This window comes from Erythrobacteraceae bacterium WH01K (assembly GCA_027941995.1).
In the GTDB taxonomy this organism is placed as follows: Bacteria; Pseudomonadota; Alphaproteobacteria; order Sphingomonadales; family Sphingomonadaceae; genus CAJXSN01.
On sequence record CP115966.1, the window covers coordinates 2,334,654 to 2,354,718 of the forward strand.

Sequence of the window (20,065 nt, forward strand, 5' to 3'; positions counted from 1 at the left end):
GCTGTCCGGCCAATCAGCCGACGATTTCGCTGTCGTCGAAGAAGAACGCGATTTCCGTAGCGGCATTTTCTTCCGAGTCGGAACCATGGACCGTGTTTTCGCCGATGGACAGCGCGTGGGTCTTGCGAATGGTGCCCTCGTCCGCTTCGGCGGGGTTGGTTGCGCCCATGATGTCGCGGTTGCGGGTCACGGCGTCTTCGCCTTCCAGCACCTGCACGACGACCGGCTCGCTGATCATGAAGTCGACCAGTTCACCGAAGAAGGGGCGTTCCTTGTGGACCGCGTAGAAGCCTTCGGCCTGTTCCTTCGACATGTGGATACGCTTGGAAGCGACGACGCGCAGGCCGGCTTCTTCCAGCATCTTGGTGACGGCGCCGGTCAGGTTGCGGCGCGTGGCATCGGGCTTGATGATCGAAAAGGTGCGGGTAACCGCCATGAGTATTTCCTTGGGCTTGGTTGAATTGTCGGGGGAGATATGGGCCGCGCCATTAGCGCCGGGGCGCCATTCGGGCAAGCGTTCTTGGCGAATGGCGCACGGGCGGGTCAGGAACCGGGCGCAGCCTCGTCTGCCGCAGCATCGCCGACGATGTGCAATTGCACCGCCGTTGCGTCGCGGTAGGTGACGGTGGACCCATCGGAACGATTGCCGGGCGCTCCCTCGTCACCTGCATCCACGATCGGCGCGCGGCTGCCGTCGGGTGCGACCCGTGCCCGGGCCGCGTGCATGGTCAGGCGTTCCCGCCCCTCGCCCAGCGCGATATAGGTGACGGCTGCCGAACCGCCCATGTCGAACGCGCTTTCCAGGCCGGCTTCGCCAGCGGCCGAGCGGTAGAAGGCGGCGACCGCCGAAGGGTTTTCGTCCGTGACCATCTCGATCAATGCGATTTCGAGACCGCGGGGAGAGGACACATGGGTCGCCTGCGTCACCTCCGCGCCTGGCATGACGGGAAGATCGACCGGCAGCGGCGCAGCGATGGCCGGGCCCGACAGCATGGTCGCGTTCCCGTCTCCCAAGGGTGCGGATGCGCGCACCTCCCCTGTTTCGGGATCGGTTTCGTAAGTCCCGGTCCGGGGGGCCGGTTCCTCTACCCCGTCGCACGCGGCCAGAGCGAGGGCGCCCGCTGCAAGCAGCGCGATCGGGCGGGCTAGCCCAGGCGTTGCCACCGGCCGCCCTCCTGCTTCAGGAAATTCTTTTCCAGGCCGTCCTCGGTCGAGAACGCCTTCCACAATTCGCGCGCGGCCTGCCTGCGTTCTTCCCCGAACAGCAGCATCACGCGCTCGAACGCGCGCGCATCCTCGCGCCAGATGCCGTCGGCCAGCATCGCGAAACCGGCCTCGTTCGCCTGCGTCGGCTCTTCGCCCAGCAGGATCGGCTGGCGCGCTGCATTGCTGTCCGATGCGAAACCGTGGGCGAGGAAAGCATCGCCCTCCCGTTCCCACAGGGCGCGGTCGAGCGCGGTGCGCAAGACATCGTCCCGCGCCGCGATGGACAGGCGCTTGCCCGCCTCCAGCGTCTTTCGCGCCAGCAGGGGGACGACGGCGGTCACCGGATCGGCATCCAGCAGGTAGAAGTCCACCCTCACGATCCGGCCTCCGAAGCCGCCGACGAAGTGCCCGACTTGGCGGAGCGGCGGCAGCGTTCGGAGCAATATTTCACATTGTCCCAGTCACGCTCCCACTTCTTGCGCCAGTTGAACGGCAGGCCGCAGGACGCGCAGATCTTGCTCGGCAAGTCGCCTTTCCTGCGCATCTTTCCCATGGCCTGCGAGCGTCCGATCAGCTTTCCAGAACGTCGCGCACGTAGCGGTCGATCAGCCGCGCGCCATAGCCGGTTGCACCCTTGCCCCAGGTACGGCCCGGCTTGTCGGCCCAGACCATGCCGGCAATGTCGCAATGCGCCCACGGGCGGTCATCGGTGATGAAGCGCTGGAGAAACTGCGCCGCCGTGATCGAGCCTGCTCCGCGCGGGCCGACATTCTTCATGTCGGCGATCGGGCTGTCGATCAGCTTGTCGTATTCGCTGGTCAGCGGGAAGCGCCACAGCTTGTCGCCCACGGCTGCGCCTGCCGCCTGCAGCTTGTCCGCCAGTTCGTCGTCGTTGGAGAAGACGCCGCCATGCTCGCTGCCCAGCGCGATGATCATGGCGCCGGTCAGCGTGGCGAAGTCGACGATGGCAGCCGGATCGTACTGTTCCTGCGCCCAGTGCAGCGCGTCGCACAGGACCAGCCGCCCCTCGGCGTCGGTATTGATGACCTCGATCGTCTGGCCCGACATGGAGGTGACGACATCGCCCGGCAGCTGCGCACGGCCGTCGGGCATGTTCTCGACCAGGCCCACGACGCCCACGACATTCGCCTTCGCCTTGCGCTTGGCCAGCGCCAGCATCGCGCCTGCGACGGCGCCCGATCCGCCCATGTCCCACTTCATGTCTTCCATGCCCGCGGCAGGCTTCATCGAGATGCCGCCGGTGTCGAAGGTGACGCCCTTGCCAACGAAGACCGTCGGGCGCGCGCCTTTCTCGCCGCCGTTCCACTGCATCGCGAGCAGGCGCGATTCGCGCTCCGACCCGCGGCCCACGCCCAGCAGCGCGCCCATGCCGAGTTCGTCCATCGCCCCTTCGTCGAGCACGGTAAGTTCCACGCCCGTGCCTTCGAACGCGGCCTTCGCCTTCTCGACGAAGCTGACGGGATACACCTTGTTCGCAGGTTCGGTCACCAGCATCCGGGTGAACTCGACCCCTTCCGCCACGGCAGCGGCATCGGCCAGCGCGGCATCGCTGCCATGGGGTGCGCCCACCACCACGACGTTCATCAGGCTGCGCTGCTGTTCCTTCTTCATCGTGGTGCGATGTTCGTCGAACCGCCATGCGCGCAGGCGCAGGCCCAGCAGTACTGCGCCCAGCCCTGCCGCATCGAGCGGCGAATTGCCGGCGTCGAGGACCAGCGTTTCCACCCCGCTGGCGAAATATTTCGCAGCCAGGGCAGCGCCCGCCTTCTCCAGGTTGGCCATGCGGTCGTCCGCATCCGCCTTGCCCGCGCCGGACAGCGCCAGTCGCACGACCTTGCCATCACGTTCCACGAAGCTTTCGAAGACCTGCCCGGCTCCGCCCCGGAACCGCGCGGCCTGCGCGCCTTCGGTAACGGTTCGCTCGAGGTCGCCGGGCAAGCTGCCATGCTCCACCACGCGGGCGAGCAGGCTGATGTCGGAAGGAAGGCTGTCGGCGAAAGTGATGTTCATGGGTACTCCGGAAAAATCGTCGGGATGTTGCAGGTTTTCCCCTGCTGAACGCGCTTCGACACGCGCGGTTTCAAACCCGATTGCGATTAGGCGGGCACGGTGCGATAGGCAAGCCATGCCCCCCGTCCGCACCCGTCCTTGCAGCGAAGCGAACCAAGCCCTTCGCGCCGAAGCCGTGTCCACAGCGCATGGCCTGCCGCTCGGCCGCCCCCATGGCGCCGCGCGCTTCCTGCCGCATGGCTGCGCGATTGCCGCCCTGATTGCGCTGCCCGCCGCGCCCCTGGCCGCGCAGGAAGGCGCCGCGCCGGGAATGGCCACCGCTGACGAGCCTGTGGAAGTGCCCGATGCCCGCGATCCGGTCTATGCCGGCGAGCAGGAAACGGGCTTTCCGCAAGGGGGCGAACCCGTGGTTGTCGCCCGCCTGCCCGGCGAGGACGCGCCGCCCGCCCTTCCCCCCGTTCCGGAAGACGAGGTCGCGTTCGAGGCGGACACGCTGCGCTACAATTCCAACGACGACAGCGTCACCGCCACCGGCAATGTCATCCTGCGAAACGGCGCGCGCACGGTTACGGCCGACGAAGTCGTATGGACGCCCGATACCGGCGAAATCGTGGGCACGGGCGATGTGCTGCTGTCGGAGGGCGACCGCTCCGTGCGCGCCGATCGCGTTGTCTGGAACCGCAATACGGGCGGCATCACCGGCACGGGCGATGTGCGCTTCGTCGACGAGGACGGCAACCAGCTCTACACCAGCAGGATCGAGCTGACCGAGGAATTCCAGGCAGGGTCGATGGACGACCTGCTGCTGGCCCTGCGCGCCGGGGGCCGTCTGGCAGCCGTCCAGGGCGAACGCGGCCAGGATGGCAGCATCGTCCTCACCCGCGCTGCCTATAGCGGGTGCGCCGTGGTCGATCCCGAAGGCTGCGACCGCAAGCCCAGCTGGCGCATCACCGCGGACGAAGTCGTCTATTCCCCGCAGGAAGACCGCGTCCGGTTCTCCGGCGCCTATCTGGAACTGTTCGGTCGCCGCATCGTCCCCCTGCCCGGCCTTGCCGTGCGTACCGATGGCGGACCGGTGTCGGGCTTCCTCGTCCCCGACCTGCGCATCTCCGAATCCAACGGGGTGGAGGTATCGGGCAGCTACTATACCCGGCTCGCACCGAACCAGGATGCGACGATCAGCGGTTATGTCTTTACCGAGGCTGCGCCGATGGTCAGCGCGCAGTACCGCGCGCTGAACGAACGCGGGGCGTTCCAGATCACCGGCTACGGCACCTATAGCAGCCGCATTTCCGACTTTACCGGCGTGCCCACCACGGAAGACGATTTTCGCGGCTATGTCTTTGCCAATGGCAAGGCGCAGTTCGACCCGAACTGGAGCCTGACGGGATCGCTGCGTGTCGCCAGCGACCGCACCTTCCTGCGCCGCTACGACATCAGCCGGGACGATCGCCTGCGGTCGCTGGTCGAGCTGGAGCGGATCGATGCCGACAGCTACCTGCTGGTGGCCGGCTATTCGGCGCAGACGCTCATCCTTGGCCGCGACCAGGGGCAGGTCCCGCTGGCCTTGCCGGCGATCGACTATCGCCGCCGCCTGCGTGACCCGGTGCTGGGCGGACAGTTGGAGGTTCAGGCCAATTCGCTTGCCATCTTCCGCGACGAAGGGCAGGACACGCAGCGCGCCTTCGTCCGCGCGCAGTGGGATCTTCGCCGCATCACGCAGATGGGACAGGTGGTGCAGTTCAGCGCGTTGGCGCGGGGCGATGTCTATCATTCGGACGAGAACGCGCTGACGCCGTCCGTCCTCTATCGCGGCGATCCGGGATTCCAGACGCGCGGCATCGGCCTCGCCGCAGTGGACGTGAAATGGCCCTTTGCCGGCGAATTGCTCGGCGGCACGCAGGTCCTGACACCGCGGGTCCAGGTCGTCGCCAGTCCGGGGATCAAGAACCTGGCCGTCCCGAACGAGGATGCGCGCGCCATCGACCTTGAGGATTCCAACCTCTTCGCGCTCAATCGCTTTCCGGGCTACGACCGGATCGAGGACGGGGTACGCATCACCTACGGCCTCGACTGGCAGCTGAACCGCCCCGGCTGGCGGGTGAAGACGACGGTGGGCCAGTCCTACCGCCTCGACACGGACCGCGACATCCTGGTCGACGGCACCGGCCTGTCCGAACGCGTGTCGGATTTCGTCGGCCGCACCGAAGTCCGCTACAAGGATTTCGTGTCGTTCACCCACCGATTCCGGCTGGACAAGGACAATCTCGCCGTCCGCCGGAACGAGATCGACACCACCATCGGCAGCCGCCGCACCTATGTGGAGCTGGGCTATCTCAGGCTCGACCGCGACATCAGCGAATTCGGGCTGGAAGACCTGCAGGACCGCGAGGAACTGCGCGCCGCCGCCCGCATCGCCTTTGCCGATTACTGGTCCGTCTTCGGTTCGGGCATCTTCAACCTGACCGACCGGGAAGAAGACCCCACCCTGTCGTCGGACGGGTTCCAGCCGCTGCGCACGAGGCTGGGCGTCGCCTATCAGGACGACTGCCTGGAGATGGGACTGACCTGGCGGCGTGATTTCACCGACCAGGGCGATGCGGAACGCGGCAACACCTTCCAGGTCTATTTCTCGCTCCGCAATCTGGGTTTCCGATAACCCCTGCCAGCCCGCCTGCATCGAAGCGAAAAAGGCGTGCACAGCTGCCGGGCCCGCGGTTGTTGGCAGCGCGGGCGCGGTGCGCTAACAGGTCGCCGCTCAGACAAGGTTCAGCCGCTTCCGGGCAATTGTCGCATCACGGTAAGGCCTGCAGGCGCAGGTCGCATCATTCGGACGATACATGACCACCAGACTTTCCAGCTTCCTTTCCGCGGCAGCCATGACCGGCGCAGCCTTCGGCCTCGTCGCCGCGCCAATCGCCGCGCAGGCACAGGCCACGGGCGCGGCCCCGGCAGCGAACCCCCTGAACCTCCCGGACAACATCCAGCTCCTGGGCGAGACCAATCCCAACATGCGCCGCGCCACCGCGCGCGTGAACGGCGATGTCATCACCGGCACCGATGTCGATCACCGCGTGGCCCTGACGCTGGCTGCCAATGGCAGCGACGTGCAGCTGAGCGACGAGGATCTGGGCCAGCTGAAGATGCAGGTCCTTCGCAACCTGATCGACGAGACGCTGCAGATCCAGGCCGCAGAAGCGCAGGAAATGCCCGTTGCCGCGGCAGAGGTCGATGCCCAGTACCAGCGCGTCGCCGCCCAGAACTTCGGCACCGACATCGCCAAGATGGACGAATATCTCGCCGGCGTGGGCTCTTCCGTCAATTCGCTCAAGCGCCAGATCGAGGCGGAGATTGCCTGGTCGCGCCTGCTGCGCCGCAACGTCCAGCCGTTCATCAACGTCTCCGACGAAGAGGTCGAGGACATGATGGCCCGGCTGGAGGCTTCGCGGGGCACGGCGGAATACCGGCTTGGCGAAATCTACCTGTCGGCAACGCCGGAAACGGCTGCCGCGGTGGAGCAGAACGGCGTCCGCATCATGGAACAGCTGCGCGCCGGCGGAAGTTTCGTCGCCTATGCCCGCCAGTTCTCCGAAGCCTCGACCGCTGCCGTGGGCGGCGACCTGGGCTTCGTGCGGCTCGGCCAGCTTCCGGCAGAACTCTCGACCGTGGCGCAGGAAATGCAGCCCGGTCAGCTGATCGGCCCGATTTCGGTCCCCGGCGGCTATTCCATCCTCTACCTGATCGACAAGAAGCAGGTGCTGACCGCCGATCCGCGCGACGCTGTCCTCAGCCTGAAGCAGATCGCCATCACCTTCCCCGAAGGAATGTCGCAGGCGCAGGCCGATGCCCGCGTGACCGAATTCGGCAATATGGTCGAATCCATTCGTGGCTGTGGCGATGCGGAACGGGCGGCGGCGACGGTGAATGCCGATGTCGTCTCCAACGACCTGCGCGCCCGCGCCCTGCCCGAGGCGCTGCAGGCGACGATCCTGAACCTGCAGGTCGGACAGGCCACGCCGCCGTTCGGCTCGGTGCAGGACGGGGTGCGCGTCCTGCTCCTGTGCGGCCGCGACGATCCGCAGGATACCAGCGGTCCCAGCCGTGACGAGATGATGGCGCAGCTGACCGAAGACCGCGTCAGCAAGCGTGCCCAGCGTTTCCTGCGCGACCTGCGCAACGACGCCTACATCCAGTACAACTGAGTTCGGCCGTGATGGCGGGGGCGACCTTGTGACCATGGTTGCCCCCGCCCCGCCGAAACCCGCGCTGCCGCTCGCCCTCTCGATCGGCGATCCGGCCGGTATCGGTCCGGAACTGGCCATCCTTGTCTGGCACGCGCGGGACGGACGCGGGGCCGCGCAGCCCCTCCCGCCTTTCTTCGCGATGCACGGGGCCGGAGTGCTGCGTGCTGCCAGCGAACGTCTCGGACTGGATACGCCCCTCGAGCGAATTGCCGCTCCCGCCGAAGCCGGCGCGGTGTTCGGCCATGCCTTGCCGGTCCTGGGCCAGGCGGATGGTCCCTATACCCCCGGCGCGCCCGGTGGCGACGGAGCGCTGCTGGCCCTCGCATCGCTGCAGGATGCGGCAAGGCTGGCCTATGAGGGCAAGGCTTCGGGGATAGTGACCCTGCCGGTGGCAAAGGCGCAGCTGGCCGCCATCGGCTTCGCCCATCCCGGGCAGACCGAATTTCTCGCCGCTGCCTGCGACCTGCCGCCCGGTGCCTCGGTCATGATGCTGGCCGGTCCCTCGCTCAAGGCGGTGCCGCTGACCGTGCATTGCGCCCTGGCAGACGTGCCGGCCCGCCTGTCGGTGGACCTTATCGTGCGGCGCGGACGGATCGTCGCGAATGCCCTGCGGCGCGATTACGGCATCCAGCGCCCCCGCCTCTCCGTCACCGGCCTGAACCCCCATGCGGGAGAAGTCGGTGCATTCGGGCGCGAGGAGATCGAGATCATCGCCCCCGCCATCGAGGCGTTGCGCGCAGAAGGCGTGGAGGCGAGCGGGCCGCACCCGGCCGATGCCCTGTTCGCCCCGCGCAGCCGAGCAGACTTCGACGCGGCGCTGTGCATGTATCACGACCAGGCGCTGATCCCGGTCAAGGCGCTCGATTTCGATCAGGGCGTCAACGTCACGCTGGGCCTGCCCATCGTGCGCACCAGCCCCGATCACGGCACCGCGTTCGACATTGCGGGCACGGGCCGGGCGGATCCGGGCGCAACGCTCGCCGCGCTGGTCATGGCAGGCGAGATCGCCGCCCGCAGGCAGGACGCAGGCGGGGCCGATGGCTGACCTGCCTCCTCTACGCGAGGTCATCGCGCGCCACGGTCTTTCTGCATCGAAGGCGCTGGGCCAGAACTTCCTGTTCGACGAGCAATTACTGGACCGGATCGCGGCATTGCCCGGTGACCTGCAGGGTCGCGCCGTGCTGGAAATCGGGCCCGGCCCCGGTGGCCTGACCCGCGCCCTGCTGCGGGCTGGGGCCCGCGTGACCGCGATCGAGATGGACCGCCGCTGCCTGCCCGCCCTTGCCGAACTGGAAGCCGCCTTTCCCGGCCAGCTGACCGTGATCCAGGGCGATGCCATGAAGATCGATCACCGCGAACTGATGCAGGAGCCCCATGCGGTGGTGGCCAACCTGCCCTACAATGTCGGCACGGCGCTGTTCGTAAGGTGGCTGGGCGGCGAAGACTGGCCGCCGCTGTGGACCTCGCTCACCCTGATGTTCCAGCAGGAAGTCGCCCAGCGCATCGTTGCGCGGCCCGGCACGTCCGCCTTCGGGCGGCTGGCGGTGCTGGCGCAGTGGCGCAGCGCTGCGGCGCTGGCCATGAAGGTGCATCGCAGCGCCTTCACCCCGCCGCCCAAGGTCATGAGCGCCATCGTGCACGTAACGCCCGCAGCGATGCCCGGCGGCGTCTCCGCCCGGATGCTGGAGCGGCTGACGGAGGCCGCGTTCGGGCAAAGGCGCAAGATGCTGCGCCAGAGTTTGAAATCCGTGCCCGGCGCGGTCGCGGCACTGTGCAGCGTCGGCATCGAGGAAACGCGCCGCGCGGAAACCCTGTCGGTCGACGAATTCGTCGCCCTCGCCCGCGTCCTGTCCTGACCCGCAACGTCCGGACCTCAGGCAAAAAATGGGGGCCGGGGGGTCCGAAGACGCCTCCGACCCCTCTCGAGGTTCCTGCCATTGCTGGCAGGTTCGGGTCGCACACACAGGTCGCGGCGACCCGCCAGCCGGTTCAATACGTGGAAGATTTTTTTAAAGGGTTCGGCAATTCCTCCCTGCCAGGCAGGCTGGCGGAGGGAAATATGTTCGGACTGTTCAAGTCTGCCCCGCGCCCGAAGGAGCCGGTTCGCTATATAGGGGAGGTCGAGATCGAGAAGCCGTGCGAAGACGTCTACGCCCTGCTCGACCTTGCCGATCCCCGGAACGCCAAGCGCGCGCTCGGCTACGATGTGCGGGAGATCGGCAAGGGCCGGTTCCAGATGATCATGGAGACGCTTCCGGACCTGACCTTCGTATTCGACGTGCGCGAGGCCAGGCCCGCCCGGCATTACGAATTCGACTGCATCATCGAGCCCGCGTTACCCAATCTCGTCCGGTCGAACGAGGTTTACGAGCTGGAACCGCTGAACGAGGCTGCCTGCCGCCTGACGCTGACCAATACGGTCGAGCTGCGTCCCGGCCTCGGCAAGCGCGAATACCGGCACGAAACCGCCATGATGGCAACGTCGACCCACAGCGCGCTACAGAAATTGAAGCTGCAGGCAGAGCACGGCGCGGCCGCGACCAAGGCGGTGGAGAACAACGCGCTGATCTAGCGCGCGCCCTCCAGTCCCCGCCCTGCCCCTTGGCCGAAGTCAGCCGGCAGCTTTCTTCGCCAGCCGCCATTTGTGCAGCAGCGGTTCGGTATAACCGCTGGGCTGCTCCGCGCCTTTGAACACGAGATCGCAGGCTGCCTCGAAGGCGATGCTGCTATCCCAGTTGCCGGCCATCGGCTCGTAATCGGGATCGCCTGCATTCTGCTCGTCGACCTTGACCGCCATGCGCTTCAGGCTGTCCATCACCTGGTCTTCGGTGGCGATGCCGTGCATCAGCCAGTTGGCCATGTGCTGGCTGGAAATACGCAGCGTGGCGCGGTCTTCCATCAGGCCGACATCGTTGATGTCCGGCACTTTCGAACAGCCGACGCCTGCATTGATCCAGCGCACGACGTAGCCGAGCAGGCCTTGCGCATTGTTATCCAGTTCCTCGCGCACCTCGTCTTCCGACCAGTTCGCACCGTCGGCCAGCGGGATCGTCAGCAGCGGCTCGAGGCCGGGCACCTCGCCCAGACCCTTCTGCACGCCGAACACGTCTTCGCGGTGATAGTGGATCGCGTGCAGGGTCGCTGCGGTCGGCGAAGGGACCCATGCGGTGTTCGCGCCGGCCTTCAGGTGGCCGATCTTCTCCAGCATCATCTTGCCCATGAGGTCGGGCGCGGGCCACATGCCCTTGCCGATCTGCGCGCGGCCCGACAGGCCGTGCCTGAGGCCGATGCCGACATTGCGTGCCTCGTAAGCCTTCAGCCAGGCGCTGTCCTTCATCGCGCCCTTTCGCATCATGGGGCCGGCCTGCATCGAGGTGTGGATCTCGTCTCCGGTGCGGTCGAGGAAGCCGGTATTGATGAACACGATGCGGTCCTTCACCGCATGGATGCAGGCGCCCAGATTGGCGCTGGTGCGGCGTTCCTCGTCCATCACGCCGACCTTGATCGTGTGGCGGTCGAGGCCCAGCATGTCCTCCACCGCGTCGAACAGGTCATTGGTGAAAGCGCATTCTTCCGGCCCGTGCATCTTGGGCTTCACGATGTAGATGCTGCCTTCGCGGCTGTTGCCGTATTTCGTCAGGCCGCGCACGTCCTGAGTGGAGATGGCGCTGGTCAGCACCGCGTCCATGATGCCTTCGGGAATCTCCTCGCCGTTTTCCAGCAGGATGGCCGGATTGGTCATCAGGTGGCCGACATTGCGCACGAACAGCAGGCTGCGGCCCGGCAGCGTGAATTCCTGTCCCTCGCTGTCGGTATAGGTCCGGTTGCCCGCCAGTTCGCGGGTCATGATCCTGCCGCCCTTGTCGAAGCTTTCGGTCAGGTCGCCGCGAATGATGCCCAGCCAGTTGCCATAGGCCAGCAGCTTGTCCTCGGCATCGACCGCCGCGACCGAATCTTCCAGGTCGACGATCGAGGTCAGCGCCGCTTCGAGATTGATGTCCGCGATGCCGGCAGGATCGGTCTTGCCGACCGGATGATCGGAATCGAACACGACCTCGATATGCAGGCCATTGTGCTTGAACAAGGCGGCCTTGTCGTTCCGCCCGACATATTGCGACGGATCGGCCAGCGGGATGTCGCGACCTTCCACGTTTTCAAGGTCGGCCCAGCTCTTGCCATCCGCCAGCGGCACGGCTTCGTCCATGAAACGCTTCGCCTCGGCGATTACCGCGTCGCCGCGAACCGGGTCGTAGCCGCCCGGTTTCGCCGGCGGGGCGTCCAGCGCGTCGGTGCCGTAGAATGCATCGTACAGGCTGCCCCAGCGGGCATTGGCAGCGTTCAGAAGGAAGCGCGCATTCAGGACCGGGACCACCAGCTGCGGACCGGCCATGCGCGCGATTTCCGGATCGACGTTCTTCGGGTCGACCGTGAAGTCGCCCGGTTCCGGGACGAGATAGCCGATCTCTTCCAGGAACGCGCGATAGGCGTCCTTGTCGTGCGGCTTGCCCCGGCGTTCGCGGTGCCAGTCGTCCAGCTGCCATTGCAGATTGTCCCGCTTCGCCAGCAGGTCGGCGTTACGCGGCGCGAAGGTTTCGACAAGCCCGGTAAAGCCGCGCCAGAACGCATCGGCTTCCATCCCGATGGGCGGCAGGACTTCGCTTTCGATGAAAGCGGCCAGCGCGGAATCGACCTTCAGGCGGTTTTTGACGACATATTGGGACAAGAGATTCCTCACACAGAATAACGGCGATTGCAGATGTCTGGGGAGGACGTGTGCGCCTATGCGATAGCTGCGCTCCATTTGCAACGGGTTGGATAGCTGCCGCCCTGCCGCTAAGCGGTTGCGGATGAAACCGATAGAAGGTCCGCTCGCCACCGCCACCCAGTCCATCGACGGCGCCGCCATGCTGGCGCAGGTGGAACGCTGGGCGGCGATCAATTCCGGCACAGGCAATCTGGATGGCCTGCGCGAAATGGCGGGAGAACTGGCGGATGCGTTCTCCGTATTGCCGGGCGAGATCACATTGGAAGAGCCCGCCCCCGTCACGCAGGTGGATGCCGGCGGCAGGGAATACGAGGTCGAATACGGCAAGCACCTCGTCTGCTCCGTACGCCCCGATGCGGCGCGGCGGTTTATCCTGACCGGACACATGGACACCGTCTTCCCCGCCGACCACCCGTTCCAGGCGCTGACCTGGCTGGACGACGAGACCCTGAACGGCCCCGGCACGGCGGACATGAAGGGCGGGATCGCGGTCATGCTCCACGCGCTCATCGCGCTGGAGGGGCTGAGCGAGTGGCAGGACGTCGGCTACGACGTGATGATAAATGCGGACGAGGAAACAGGCTCGCTCTCCTCCGCCCCGCTGATCGAACGGCTGGCGAAGGGGAAATACGCTGCCCTGACCTATGAACCGGCCGCCACGCCGGAAGGCACGCTGGCGCATGCGCGCGGCGGTAGCGGGAATTACGCACTGACCGTCACGGGCAGGAGCGCCCATGCCGGGCGCAATCCGCGCGACGGGCGCAATGCCATCGTCGCCGCCGCCACGCTGGCGGTGCGGCTCAAGGAATTGCAGCGCGACGACATCAGCGTCAACCCGGCGAAAATCGAGGGCGGAGCAGCCAACAACGTCGTGCCCGACCATGCCGTCCTGCGCTTCAACATCCGGCCCAGGGAACCCGCCGCCGCCGACTGGTTCACCGGCGAAATGAATGCCTTGCTGGGCGAAGTTAGGCAGTCGCAGGAGGTGGACATCCATGTCCATGGCGGCATCACCCGTCCACCCAAGCCGGTGGGCCGCCGCGCCCAGAAACTGTTCGACATCGTGCGCGATTGCGGCGCGCAACTCGGGCAGGAGATCGACTGGCAATCGACCGGCGGCGTGTGCGACGGCAACAACATCGCCGCCACCGGCGTCCCCGTGGTCGATACGATGGGCGTACGCGGCGGCAAGATCCACTCGCCGAACGAATTCATGATCGCGCCTTCGCTGAAAGAGCGCGCCCAGCTATCGACCCTGGTCCTCCACCGCCTCGCTACCGGAGAAGCGATTTGAGTTTTCGCCTGCGCGCCAGTCGCCCCGACGATCTGGAACACCTGTATGAAATGGCCAAGCTGACGGGCGGTGGCTTCACCAACCTGCCGCCCGACCGCGACGCGCTGGGCGAGAAGCTGGAGACGAGCGCGAAAGCTTTCGCCAATACCCGCACCGAGCTGGTCGACGAGACATTCGTATTGGTGCTGGAAAATACCGAGACCGGCGCGGTGCGGGGCACTTGCCAGCTGATGACGAAAGTCGGCCAGCAATGGCCGTTCTATTCCTACCGCCTCAACACGCTGACCCAGTATTCGCAGGAGCTGGACCGCACGGTCCGGGCCGAAATGCTGAGCCTGTCGACCGACCTCGAAGGGTCGAGCGAAGTCGGCGGCCTGTTCCTCCACCCGAACGAGAGGGCCGGCGGGCTCGGCCTTCTGCTCGCCCGCAGCCGCTATCTGTTCATACGGATGCACCGCGAAAGGTTCGCCGACCGCGTGCTGGCAGAGCTGCGCGGCATCATCGACGACCGCGGCGGGTCCCCCTTCTGGGACGGGGTCGCCGGGCGGTTCTTCGGCATGACGTTCCAGGAAGCGGACTATTTCAACGCGATCAACGGCAACCAGTTCATCGCCGACCTGATGCCCAAGCACCCGGTCTATGTCGCCATGCTGGACGACGATGCGCGCGAGGTCATCGGCCTGCCCCACCCGACGGGGCGCGCCGCGATGCGGATGCTGGAGAAGGAAGGCTTCGCCTACGAAGGCTATGTCGACATCTTCGACGGCGGGCCGACCATGCTGGCGCGGACCGACGAGGTCGTCAGCGTGAAGGACGCGGTGCGGGCCGAAATCTCCACGCAGCCATGCGAAGGCGGCGAGAAAGCGATCGTCGCCACTGGGCGGCTGGAGGATTTCCGGTCCTGCTACGCCGTGCGCCAGCCGGATGGCGATACCATATCGATCGACGACCAGGCCCTCCGGACGCTGGGCGTAAGCGGGGGCGATACCGTGTGGAGCACCGTGCGATGAGCATCGACAGCACACGCCTGAAAGAGATCAATTTCGACGGGCTGGTCGGGCCGAGCCACAATTACGCCGGTCTCAGCCTCGGCAATATCGCCAGTGCCAGTCACGGGGGCGATCCGTCCTATCCCCGCGCCGCGGCGCTGCAGGGCGTTGCCAAGATGCGCGGTAATATGGGCCGAGGCCTCTCGCAGGGTTTCCTGCTGCCCCTGCCCCGCCCCAATGACGATCTCCTGCGCCGGATCGGTGCGGACGACAACATGCCCCCGCAGCTTCGCGCGGCCGCATGGTCGGCCAGTTCGATGTGGACCGCCAATGCCGCCACCGTCAGCCCGGCCCCCGATACCGCCGACGGGCGCTGCCATCTGACCCCGGCCAATCTCGTCACCATGCTCCACCGCGGGCAGGAATGGCGCGACACGAAGGCGCAGCTGGAGATCGCGTTCGGCAATAGCGACCACTTCGCGGTGCACGAAGCCGTGCCGTCCAGCTTCGGCGACGAGGGCGCGGCGAACCATATGCGTTTTTGCGAAGGACACGGGAGCCCGGGGGTCGAGGTGTTCGTTTACGGGCGTCCCGGCGGCCGCTTTCCCGCGCGCCAGCACGAACAGGCCAGCCGCGCCGTCGCCCGGCTCCACGGCCTCGACCCCACGACTTGCGTTTTCATCGAGCAGAACCCCGCCGCGATCGAGGCTGGCGCGTTTCACAACGACGTCGTGGCCGTGGCGAACGAGCGGGTGCTTTTCACCCATGCCGAGGCCTTTGCCGACCAGCAGGGCGCCTATGATGCAATCCGCGCCGCGTTCCCGGCTCTGGAGGTCGTTGAGGTGCCCGCCGAAGCGGTCAGCATGGCGGAGGCGATCCGGACCTATCTGTTCAACGCCCAGCTATTGACCCTGCCGACCGGCGAAATGTCCTTGATCGTGCCCGAGGAATGCCGCGAAAGCCCCGATGTCTGGCAGTTCTGCGAGCAGATGATCGCCGGCAACGGTCCCATCCGGCAGATCATCCCGGTCGATGTGCGTCAGTCCATGGCCAATGGCGGCGGCCCTGCCTGCCTGCGCCTGCGTGTCGTTGCCGACCCTGCGACGGTCGATCCCCGTTTCCTGCTGGGCGAGGCGAAGGCTGACCTGCTGGAGACGGTCATCGCGAAGAACTGGCCCGAACAGATCGACCCCGCCGATATCGGCAGCGATGGCCTGGCGTCGTCAGTGCGCGCGGCGCGTTCGGCGCTGCTGGATGCGCTGGACCTTTCCGCGCTGCGCTGAGTTATCGATGCAGACGGGCGCTGCCAACTCACGGTAGCGCCGGAATTTTCAGGGTTAACGCGCTTGCCAGCGTGTCGGTGAACCTTACACTCGCCGCCTGTGTTAACCACTGGACTGCGCAGGTCCGCGCCATTGGCGCAGGCCTTGCAGGGCAAAAGGTTAAGGAGCCTGCGCTAAATGCTTAAGAAGATCAGCCGCCTGTTTGTCATCAAGACACGTTTCGAGGCGTATCTGATCATCTTCGCCCTGGCGCTGGGCGCGATGACGCGCGGCTCGCTCTACACCCTGCAATATCCGGGCATCGGCGGTTACCTTCTGATGGCAGCCACGGCCGGCGCGGTATTCCTCGGCGGCGCGAAGATCCTCGATGCCCTGCGTTACGAGCGCGAAGCGAAGGAACACGCGCGACTGTCCGAAAAATAGTGGCGCGAAAGCTGGGGGTTTCTGTTGCCAGGCCCCCGCGTTTTTGATCGGAGGGGGACGACCGTCGCTCCGGAGGCGAACTCGGCTCATTCCCATGAACGAAAAGTGGGGGGTTCTGTTGCTAGGCCCCCCCGGGCCCCCGGAATCCGCTTCTGTTGCCCGGTGGGTCCAACCGCGCTTTAGCTTTGTAAGATCAGGCCGCTAGGCCGTCAGGTTACGCAGCGATTGCGAGTGCTTCGTTATCGTTGGCACTTGTGTGTTTGAGCCTATTACGGGTTACTCAGCCCGGGTGAAAACACTGCCTTTCAACACACGTCGATCCTGGTTCGGCCCCATCAGGAAACCCGCGAAAACCGGGCCTTTTGGTGGAGCCGCCGGGTACTGCCCCCGGGTCCGTTGTGTCTATTACACAGCGTAGTTTATCGCCATAGACGGCAAAAAGCCGACACGCCCCATATAGGGAGTGCCGGCTTAATGTGAAGTGTAGGAATGGAAGGTAGCGGGCTTAGCCCATCGGGCCGTTCTTCGGGGCGCCGGGCGCGCCGCTCTTCAGGGCGTCGCGGATTTCCTGCAGCAGTTCGATCTCGGTCGGGCCGGTCGCGGCCTCTTCCTCGGCCTTGGGCTCTTCCAGACGCGCCTTCACCTTGTTCACGTAGCGCACCATCAGGAAGATGATGAACGCCAGGATCACGAAGTTGATGATCGCGGTGATGAAGGCACCGTATCCGATCATCGCAGCGCCGGCTTCCTTCAGCGCGGCGTAGTCGGTGGTGGAGCCTTCGTATCCTTCGGGGGTGCTCAGCAGGATGAAATATTGCGAGAAATCCATCCCGCCGAAAATCCAGCCCACGACCGGCATGATCAGGTCGTCGGTCAGCGATGCCACGATGGTGGCAAAGGCGCCCGCGATGATGACCGCAACGGCCAGTTCCATCACATTGCCCTTGGCAATGAATTCCTTGAATTCCGTCAGCATGGTCGTCCCCCTTATGCTTAACAAAAGATAGCGTGCTTTAGTCGCGGGATTCTCGCCGCGCAAGCTTGCGAGAGGGCGAAGGTGTGCTATCTAGGCAATACAGATCGCAATGCGCGCCGCCGCGCCAGTCCAGAGGAACCCCAGCGACATGACTTTCACCCGCCCCCTTGCCAGAATGCGCAACACCGTCCTTCTCGGCCTGGCCGCTGCCAGCCTCGCTTCGTGCGGCATCAACTCGGTGCCGACCGCAGAAGAGAACGCGAAGGCGAAATGGGCCGATGTCGAGGCGCAGTTCCAGCGCCGGGCGAATCTCATTCCCAACCTCGTCGAAGTCGCGCAGGGCGCTGCCGAGAACGAGCGCGGCATCCTGACCGAAGTGACCGAGGCCCGCGCCCGCGCAACCAGCGTCAATATCGATGCCGACCAGCTGGACGATCCCGAGGCCATGGCACAGTTCCAGCAGGCACAGGGCCAGCTCGGTGCCGGTCTCGGCCGCCTGCTCGCCAGCTTCGAAGCCTATCCGCAGATCACCTCCAGCCAGAACTTCCTCGCGCTGCAGAGCCAGCTGGAAGGCACGGAGAACCGCATCGCCGTCGCCATCCGCGATTACAACGAAGCGGTGCGCAACTATAACACAACCATCCGCACCTTCCCCGACACGATCGGCGCGAACCTGATCCATGGCGCGGAACCGCTGGTGCCTTACGAAGCTGCCAGCGAAGGCGCCGAAATCGCGCCGACGATCGACATGACCGACGGCAATTGAGCCGGCGGTGATACGGCACCTTCTCTTCCTCGCGGCGCTGTTCGCCGCTGCTGTCGGCGTGCCCGTCCAGGCCCAGGACTTTCCCGAGCTGACGGGCCGCGTCGTCGATGCGGCGAACATCATTCCCGACGCTCAGGAGGCGGCGCTGACGCAGCGGCTGGCGCAGCTGGAAAACCAGTCGCAACGGCAATTGGTCGTGGCGACCGTGCCCAGCCTGGGCGGCGACGATATCGCCAATTACGGCTACCAGCTCGGCCGCGCATGGGGTATCGGGGACGCAGAGCGCAATGACGGCGCACTGCTGCTCGTAGCGCCCAGCGAGCGCAAGGTGCGGATCGAGGTCGGCTACGGCCTCGAAGGCATCATGACCGATGCGCTGTCCTCCGTCATCATCCAGAACGACATCCTCCCGCGATTCAGAGACGGCGATTTTCCCGGCGGCATCATGGCCGGGACCGAAGCGATCGCCTCGCAGCTGGAATTGCCCGCCGACGAGGCGGTGCAGGTCGCACGGCAGGCGGACCAGGCACGCCAGCGCGATGGCGGTTTTCCCATCGGGACGATCATCTGGCTGGGCTTCATCTTCTTTTTCTTCGTGCTGCCGATGTTCGGGCGCGGCGGGCGCAGCAGGCGCTATCGCGGCGGACGGGGCGTCGTCGGCGACATCATCCTGTGGGAAGCGGGCAAGGCGATTGCGCGCGGTATCGACGGGGACGGCGGCGGCTGGGGCGGCGGCGGTTTCGGCGGAGGGGGCGGCTTCGGCGGCTTTTCCGGCGGCGGCGGCAGCTTTGGCGGCGGCGGCGCCAGTGGTGGTTGGTAAATGGCGTATCTGAGCAAGCAGGAACACGAGAAAGTCACCGCAGCAGTCGCCGCGGCAGAGCTGACGACATCGGGCGAAATCGTGACCGTACTGGCCGACCGCAGCGACGGCTATTCCGAAGTGATCCTGCTTTACGCGGTCGCCCTGGCCTTCACCGCGATGAGCGTCTTCGCCCTCTTCCCCGCGCCCTTCATGGACATGTGGGACCGGCTGATCGGCGGCTGGATGCACGAATGGACGACCGGGGAACTGGCCAGCATGACCATCGGCCTGGGATTGCTGACCTTCATCGCCAGCTGGCTGGTCCTGTCGTGGGACCGGCTGACCTTCCTCGCCCTGCCGGGCCCTGTGAAGACGTCGCGCGTCCACGCGGCTGCCGTCCGCCATTTCAAGGTCGGGGCGGAACGGCGGACCCATGGCCGCACCGGCGTGCTGCTGTATCTTTCGATGAAGGAGCACCGAGCCGAAATCGTCGCCGACGAACCGATTGCCGAATTGGTGTCGGCCGATGTGTGGGGCGAGGCCATGTCCGACATGCTGTCCGAAATCCGCGAAGGCCGGATCGCGGACGGGCTTGCCGCAGGGATTCGCGATGTCGGCGAAGTGCTGTCGCGGCATTTCCCACGCGCGGAAGATGACCAGAACGAATTGCCCGACAGGCTGATCGAGCTTTGAGCGCGCCGACCCAGCCCTCCCGCGATGCCGATGCGGACAAGCCGGAAACGGTCGCCTGGGCGGGCAGGTTCATTACTGCCAAGACGCGGGGCCGGTGGGAATATGCCGGGCGCGCCCGCGGCATTCGCGCCGCTGCCATCGTGGCGGTGGACGATGCGGAAGACGGACGCCACGTCCTGTTGGTAGAGCAATACCGCGTGCCGCTGTCCCGCTTCTGCCTCGAAATCCCCGCCGGACTGATCGGCGACGAGGATGGCGGAGAAGGCGAGAGCCCGGAAGATGCCGCCCGCCGCGAACTGGAAGAGGAAACCGGATACCGCGCAAGCACGATGGAATTGCTGGGCGAGTTCTATTCCAGCCCCGGCATGGTGTCGGAAAGCTTCAGCCTGATGCGCGCAGGGGACCTGCAAAAAGTGTCGGACGGCGGCGGGGTCGAGGGCGAGGACATCGCCGTTCACCGCGTGCCGCTGGACCAATTGGAAGCTTTCGTTGCCGAAAAACGCGAGGCGAGTGTCGCCATCGACGTACGGATCGCGATGCTGCTGGGCACGCAGGGCGCCATCGTCTAGCGCGGCATCCGAAAACAACTAGCG

20 protein-coding genes and 1 other RNA gene are annotated in these 20,065 nt (G+C 65.9%); 13 read left to right on the forward strand and 8 right to left on the reverse strand.

Annotated elements, in window-relative coordinates; genetic code table 11:
• Positions 1-13: 13 nt before the first annotated feature.
• The 5 genes from ndk to PF049_11555 form a co-directional block, all read right to left on the reverse strand.
• The gene (gene ndk, locus PF049_11535; protein WBY16215.1) at positions 14-436 is read right to left on the reverse strand and encodes a nucleoside-diphosphate kinase; all 423 of its coding nucleotides are present in this window, start codon (positions 434-436) and stop codon (positions 14-16) included.
• Positions 437-543: 107 nt separating this feature from the next.
• Positions 544-1,164, reverse strand: coding sequence for a hypothetical protein (locus tag PF049_11540; GenBank protein ID WBY16216.1), 621 nt, complete (start codon positions 1,162-1,164; stop codon positions 544-546).
• Positions 1,146-1,583 (reverse strand): DNA polymerase III subunit chi, encoded by a 438-nt coding sequence (locus PF049_11545; protein WBY16217.1) that lies wholly within the window; start codon positions 1,581-1,583, stop codon positions 1,146-1,148. Before PF049_11545 ends, PF049_11540 begins: the two co-directional genes overlap by 19 nt.
• A complete protein-coding gene (locus PF049_11550) occupies positions 1,580-1,759 on the reverse strand; it encodes a DUF2256 domain-containing protein (protein ID WBY16218.1) in 180 nt (59 codons plus the stop codon). The genes PF049_11545 and PF049_11550 overlap by 4 nt, the downstream gene beginning before the upstream one ends.
• Positions 1,760-1,776: 17 nt before the next feature.
• Positions 1,777-3,237: a leucyl aminopeptidase gene (locus tag PF049_11555; GenBank protein WBY16219.1), complete on the reverse strand. Its 1,461-nt coding sequence runs from the start codon at positions 3,235-3,237 to the stop codon at positions 1,777-1,779.
• 175 nt (positions 3,238-3,412) lie between these two features.
• Here PF049_11555 and lptD point away from each other — a divergent pair, with 175 nt between their 5' ends.
• The 5 genes from lptD (at position 3,413) to PF049_11580 (ending at position 10,053) form a co-directional block, all read left to right on the forward strand.
• Positions 3,413-5,896: an LPS assembly protein LptD gene (lptD, locus tag PF049_11560; protein ID WBY16220.1), complete on the forward strand. Its 2,484-nt coding sequence runs from the start codon at positions 3,413-3,415 to the stop codon at positions 5,894-5,896.
• Positions 5,897-6,077: 181 nt separating this feature from the next.
• The gene (locus PF049_11565; GenBank protein ID WBY16221.1) at positions 6,078-7,439 is read left to right on the forward strand and encodes a peptidylprolyl isomerase; all 1,362 of its coding nucleotides are present in this window, start codon (positions 6,078-6,080) and stop codon (positions 7,437-7,439) included.
• A gap of 34 nt (positions 7,440-7,473) precedes the next feature.
• Positions 7,474-8,526: a 4-hydroxythreonine-4-phosphate dehydrogenase PdxA gene (pdxA, locus tag PF049_11570; protein WBY16222.1), complete on the forward strand. Its 1,053-nt coding sequence runs from the start codon at positions 7,474-7,476 to the stop codon at positions 8,524-8,526.
• On the forward strand, positions 8,519-9,337 hold the full coding sequence (gene rsmA, locus PF049_11575) for a 16S rRNA (adenine(1518)-N(6)/adenine(1519)-N(6))-dimethyltransferase RsmA (protein WBY16223.1): 819 nt from the start codon (positions 8,519-8,521) through the stop codon (positions 9,335-9,337). Before pdxA ends, rsmA begins: the two co-directional genes overlap by 8 nt.
• Positions 9,338-9,540: 203 nt before the next feature.
• Positions 9,541-10,053, forward strand: a complete 513-nt coding sequence (locus PF049_11580; GenBank protein ID WBY16224.1) for an SRPBCC family protein — start codon at positions 9,541-9,543, stop codon at positions 10,051-10,053.
• A 39-nt stretch (positions 10,054-10,092) separates the two neighbouring features.
• Here the strand turns inward: PF049_11580 and PF049_11585 are convergent, their stop codons facing one another.
• On the reverse strand, positions 10,093-12,204 hold the full coding sequence (locus PF049_11585) for a malate synthase G (protein ID WBY16225.1): 2,112 nt from the start codon (positions 12,202-12,204) through the stop codon (positions 10,093-10,095).
• Positions 12,205-12,328: 124 nt separating this feature from the next.
• On the opposite strand from PF049_11585, the gene PF049_11590 reads away from it, so the two are divergent.
• The 4 genes from PF049_11590 (at position 12,329) to PF049_11605 (ending at position 16,235) form a co-directional block, all read left to right on the forward strand.
• On the forward strand, positions 12,329-13,540 hold the full coding sequence (locus PF049_11590) for a hydrolase (protein WBY16226.1): 1,212 nt from the start codon (positions 12,329-12,331) through the stop codon (positions 13,538-13,540).
• A complete protein-coding gene (locus PF049_11595) occupies positions 13,537-14,550 on the forward strand; it encodes an arginine N-succinyltransferase (GenBank protein ID WBY16227.1) in 1,014 nt (337 codons plus the stop codon). The genes PF049_11590 and PF049_11595 overlap by 4 nt, the downstream gene beginning before the upstream one ends.
• Positions 14,547-15,812: an N-succinylarginine dihydrolase gene (locus tag PF049_11600; GenBank protein ID WBY16228.1), complete on the forward strand. Its 1,266-nt coding sequence runs from the start codon at positions 14,547-14,549 to the stop codon at positions 15,810-15,812. The genes PF049_11595 and PF049_11600 overlap by 4 nt, the downstream gene beginning before the upstream one ends.
• A 177-nt stretch (positions 15,813-15,989) precedes the next feature.
• Positions 15,990-16,235 carry a hypothetical protein gene (locus PF049_11605; protein WBY16229.1) on the forward strand — a complete coding sequence of 82 codons (246 nt, stop codon included), beginning with the start codon at positions 15,990-15,992 and terminating at the stop codon, positions 16,233-16,235.
• 140 nt (positions 16,236-16,375) lie between these two features.
• On the opposite strand, the gene ssrA is transcribed toward PF049_11605, so the two are convergent.
• Positions 16,376-16,720: a transfer-messenger RNA gene (gene ssrA, locus PF049_11610) on the reverse strand.
• 20 nt (positions 16,721-16,740) lie between these two features.
• Positions 16,741-17,211, reverse strand: a complete 471-nt coding sequence (gene mscL, locus PF049_11615) for a large conductance mechanosensitive channel protein MscL (protein WBY16230.1) — start codon at positions 17,209-17,211, stop codon at positions 16,741-16,743.
• Between the two features lie 148 nt (positions 17,212-17,359).
• Here mscL and PF049_11620 point away from each other — a divergent pair, with 148 nt between their 5' ends.
• Genes PF049_11620 through PF049_11635 form a run of 4 tightly spaced genes read left to right on the forward strand, consistent with a single transcriptional unit; the run spans position 17,360 to position 20,041 of the window.
• Positions 17,360-17,977, forward strand: a complete 618-nt coding sequence (locus tag PF049_11620) for a LemA family protein (protein ID WBY16231.1) — start codon at positions 17,360-17,362, stop codon at positions 17,975-17,977.
• A 10-nt stretch (positions 17,978-17,987) separates the two neighbouring features.
• A complete protein-coding gene (locus tag PF049_11625; GenBank protein ID WBY17916.1) occupies positions 17,988-18,797 on the forward strand; it encodes a TPM domain-containing protein in 810 nt (269 codons plus the stop codon).
• Positions 18,798-19,472, forward strand: a complete 675-nt coding sequence (locus tag PF049_11630) for a hypothetical protein (GenBank protein WBY16232.1) — start codon at positions 18,798-18,800, stop codon at positions 19,470-19,472. It begins immediately after the preceding gene.
• Positions 19,469-20,041, forward strand: coding sequence for an NUDIX hydrolase (locus PF049_11635; protein WBY16233.1), 573 nt, complete (start codon positions 19,469-19,471; stop codon positions 20,039-20,041). Before PF049_11630 ends, PF049_11635 begins: the two co-directional genes overlap by 4 nt.
• Positions 20,042-20,065: the final 24 nt, after the last annotated feature.

Excerpts from the sequence above, each read along its gene's own strand:
- ndk (WBY16215.1), bottom strand. The coding sequence starts at position 436 with ATGGCGGTTACCCGCACCTTTTCGATCATCAAGCCCGATGCCACGCGC.
- PF049_11550 (WBY16218.1), bottom strand. The coding sequence starts at position 1,759 with ATGGGAAAGATGCGCAGGAAAGGCGACTTGCCGAGCAAGATCTGCGCG.
- PF049_11555 (WBY16219.1), bottom strand. The coding sequence starts at position 3,237 with ATGAACATCACTTTCGCCGACAGCCTTCCTTCCGACATCAGCCTGCTC.
- PF049_11565 (WBY16221.1), top strand. The coding sequence starts at position 6,078 with ATGACCACCAGACTTTCCAGCTTCCTTTCCGCGGCAGCCATGACCGGC.
- pdxA (WBY16222.1), top strand. The coding sequence starts at position 7,474 with ATGGTTGCCCCCGCCCCGCCGAAACCCGCGCTGCCGCTCGCCCTCTCG.
- rsmA (WBY16223.1), top strand. The coding sequence starts at position 8,519 with ATGGCTGACCTGCCTCCTCTACGCGAGGTCATCGCGCGCCACGGTCTT.
- PF049_11580 (WBY16224.1), top strand. The coding sequence starts at position 9,541 with ATGTTCGGACTGTTCAAGTCTGCCCCGCGCCCGAAGGAGCCGGTTCGC.
- PF049_11590 (WBY16226.1), top strand. The coding sequence starts at position 12,329 with ATGAAACCGATAGAAGGTCCGCTCGCCACCGCCACCCAGTCCATCGAC.
- PF049_11600 (WBY16228.1), top strand. The coding sequence starts at position 14,547 with ATGAGCATCGACAGCACACGCCTGAAAGAGATCAATTTCGACGGGCTG.
- PF049_11605 (WBY16229.1), top strand. The coding sequence starts at position 15,990 with ATGCTTAAGAAGATCAGCCGCCTGTTTGTCATCAAGACACGTTTCGAG.
- mscL (WBY16230.1), bottom strand. The coding sequence starts at position 17,211 with ATGCTGACGGAATTCAAGGAATTCATTGCCAAGGGCAATGTGATGGAA.
- PF049_11620 (WBY16231.1), top strand. The coding sequence starts at position 17,360 with ATGACTTTCACCCGCCCCCTTGCCAGAATGCGCAACACCGTCCTTCTC.
- PF049_11630 (WBY16232.1), top strand. The coding sequence starts at position 18,798 with ATGGCGTATCTGAGCAAGCAGGAACACGAGAAAGTCACCGCAGCAGTC.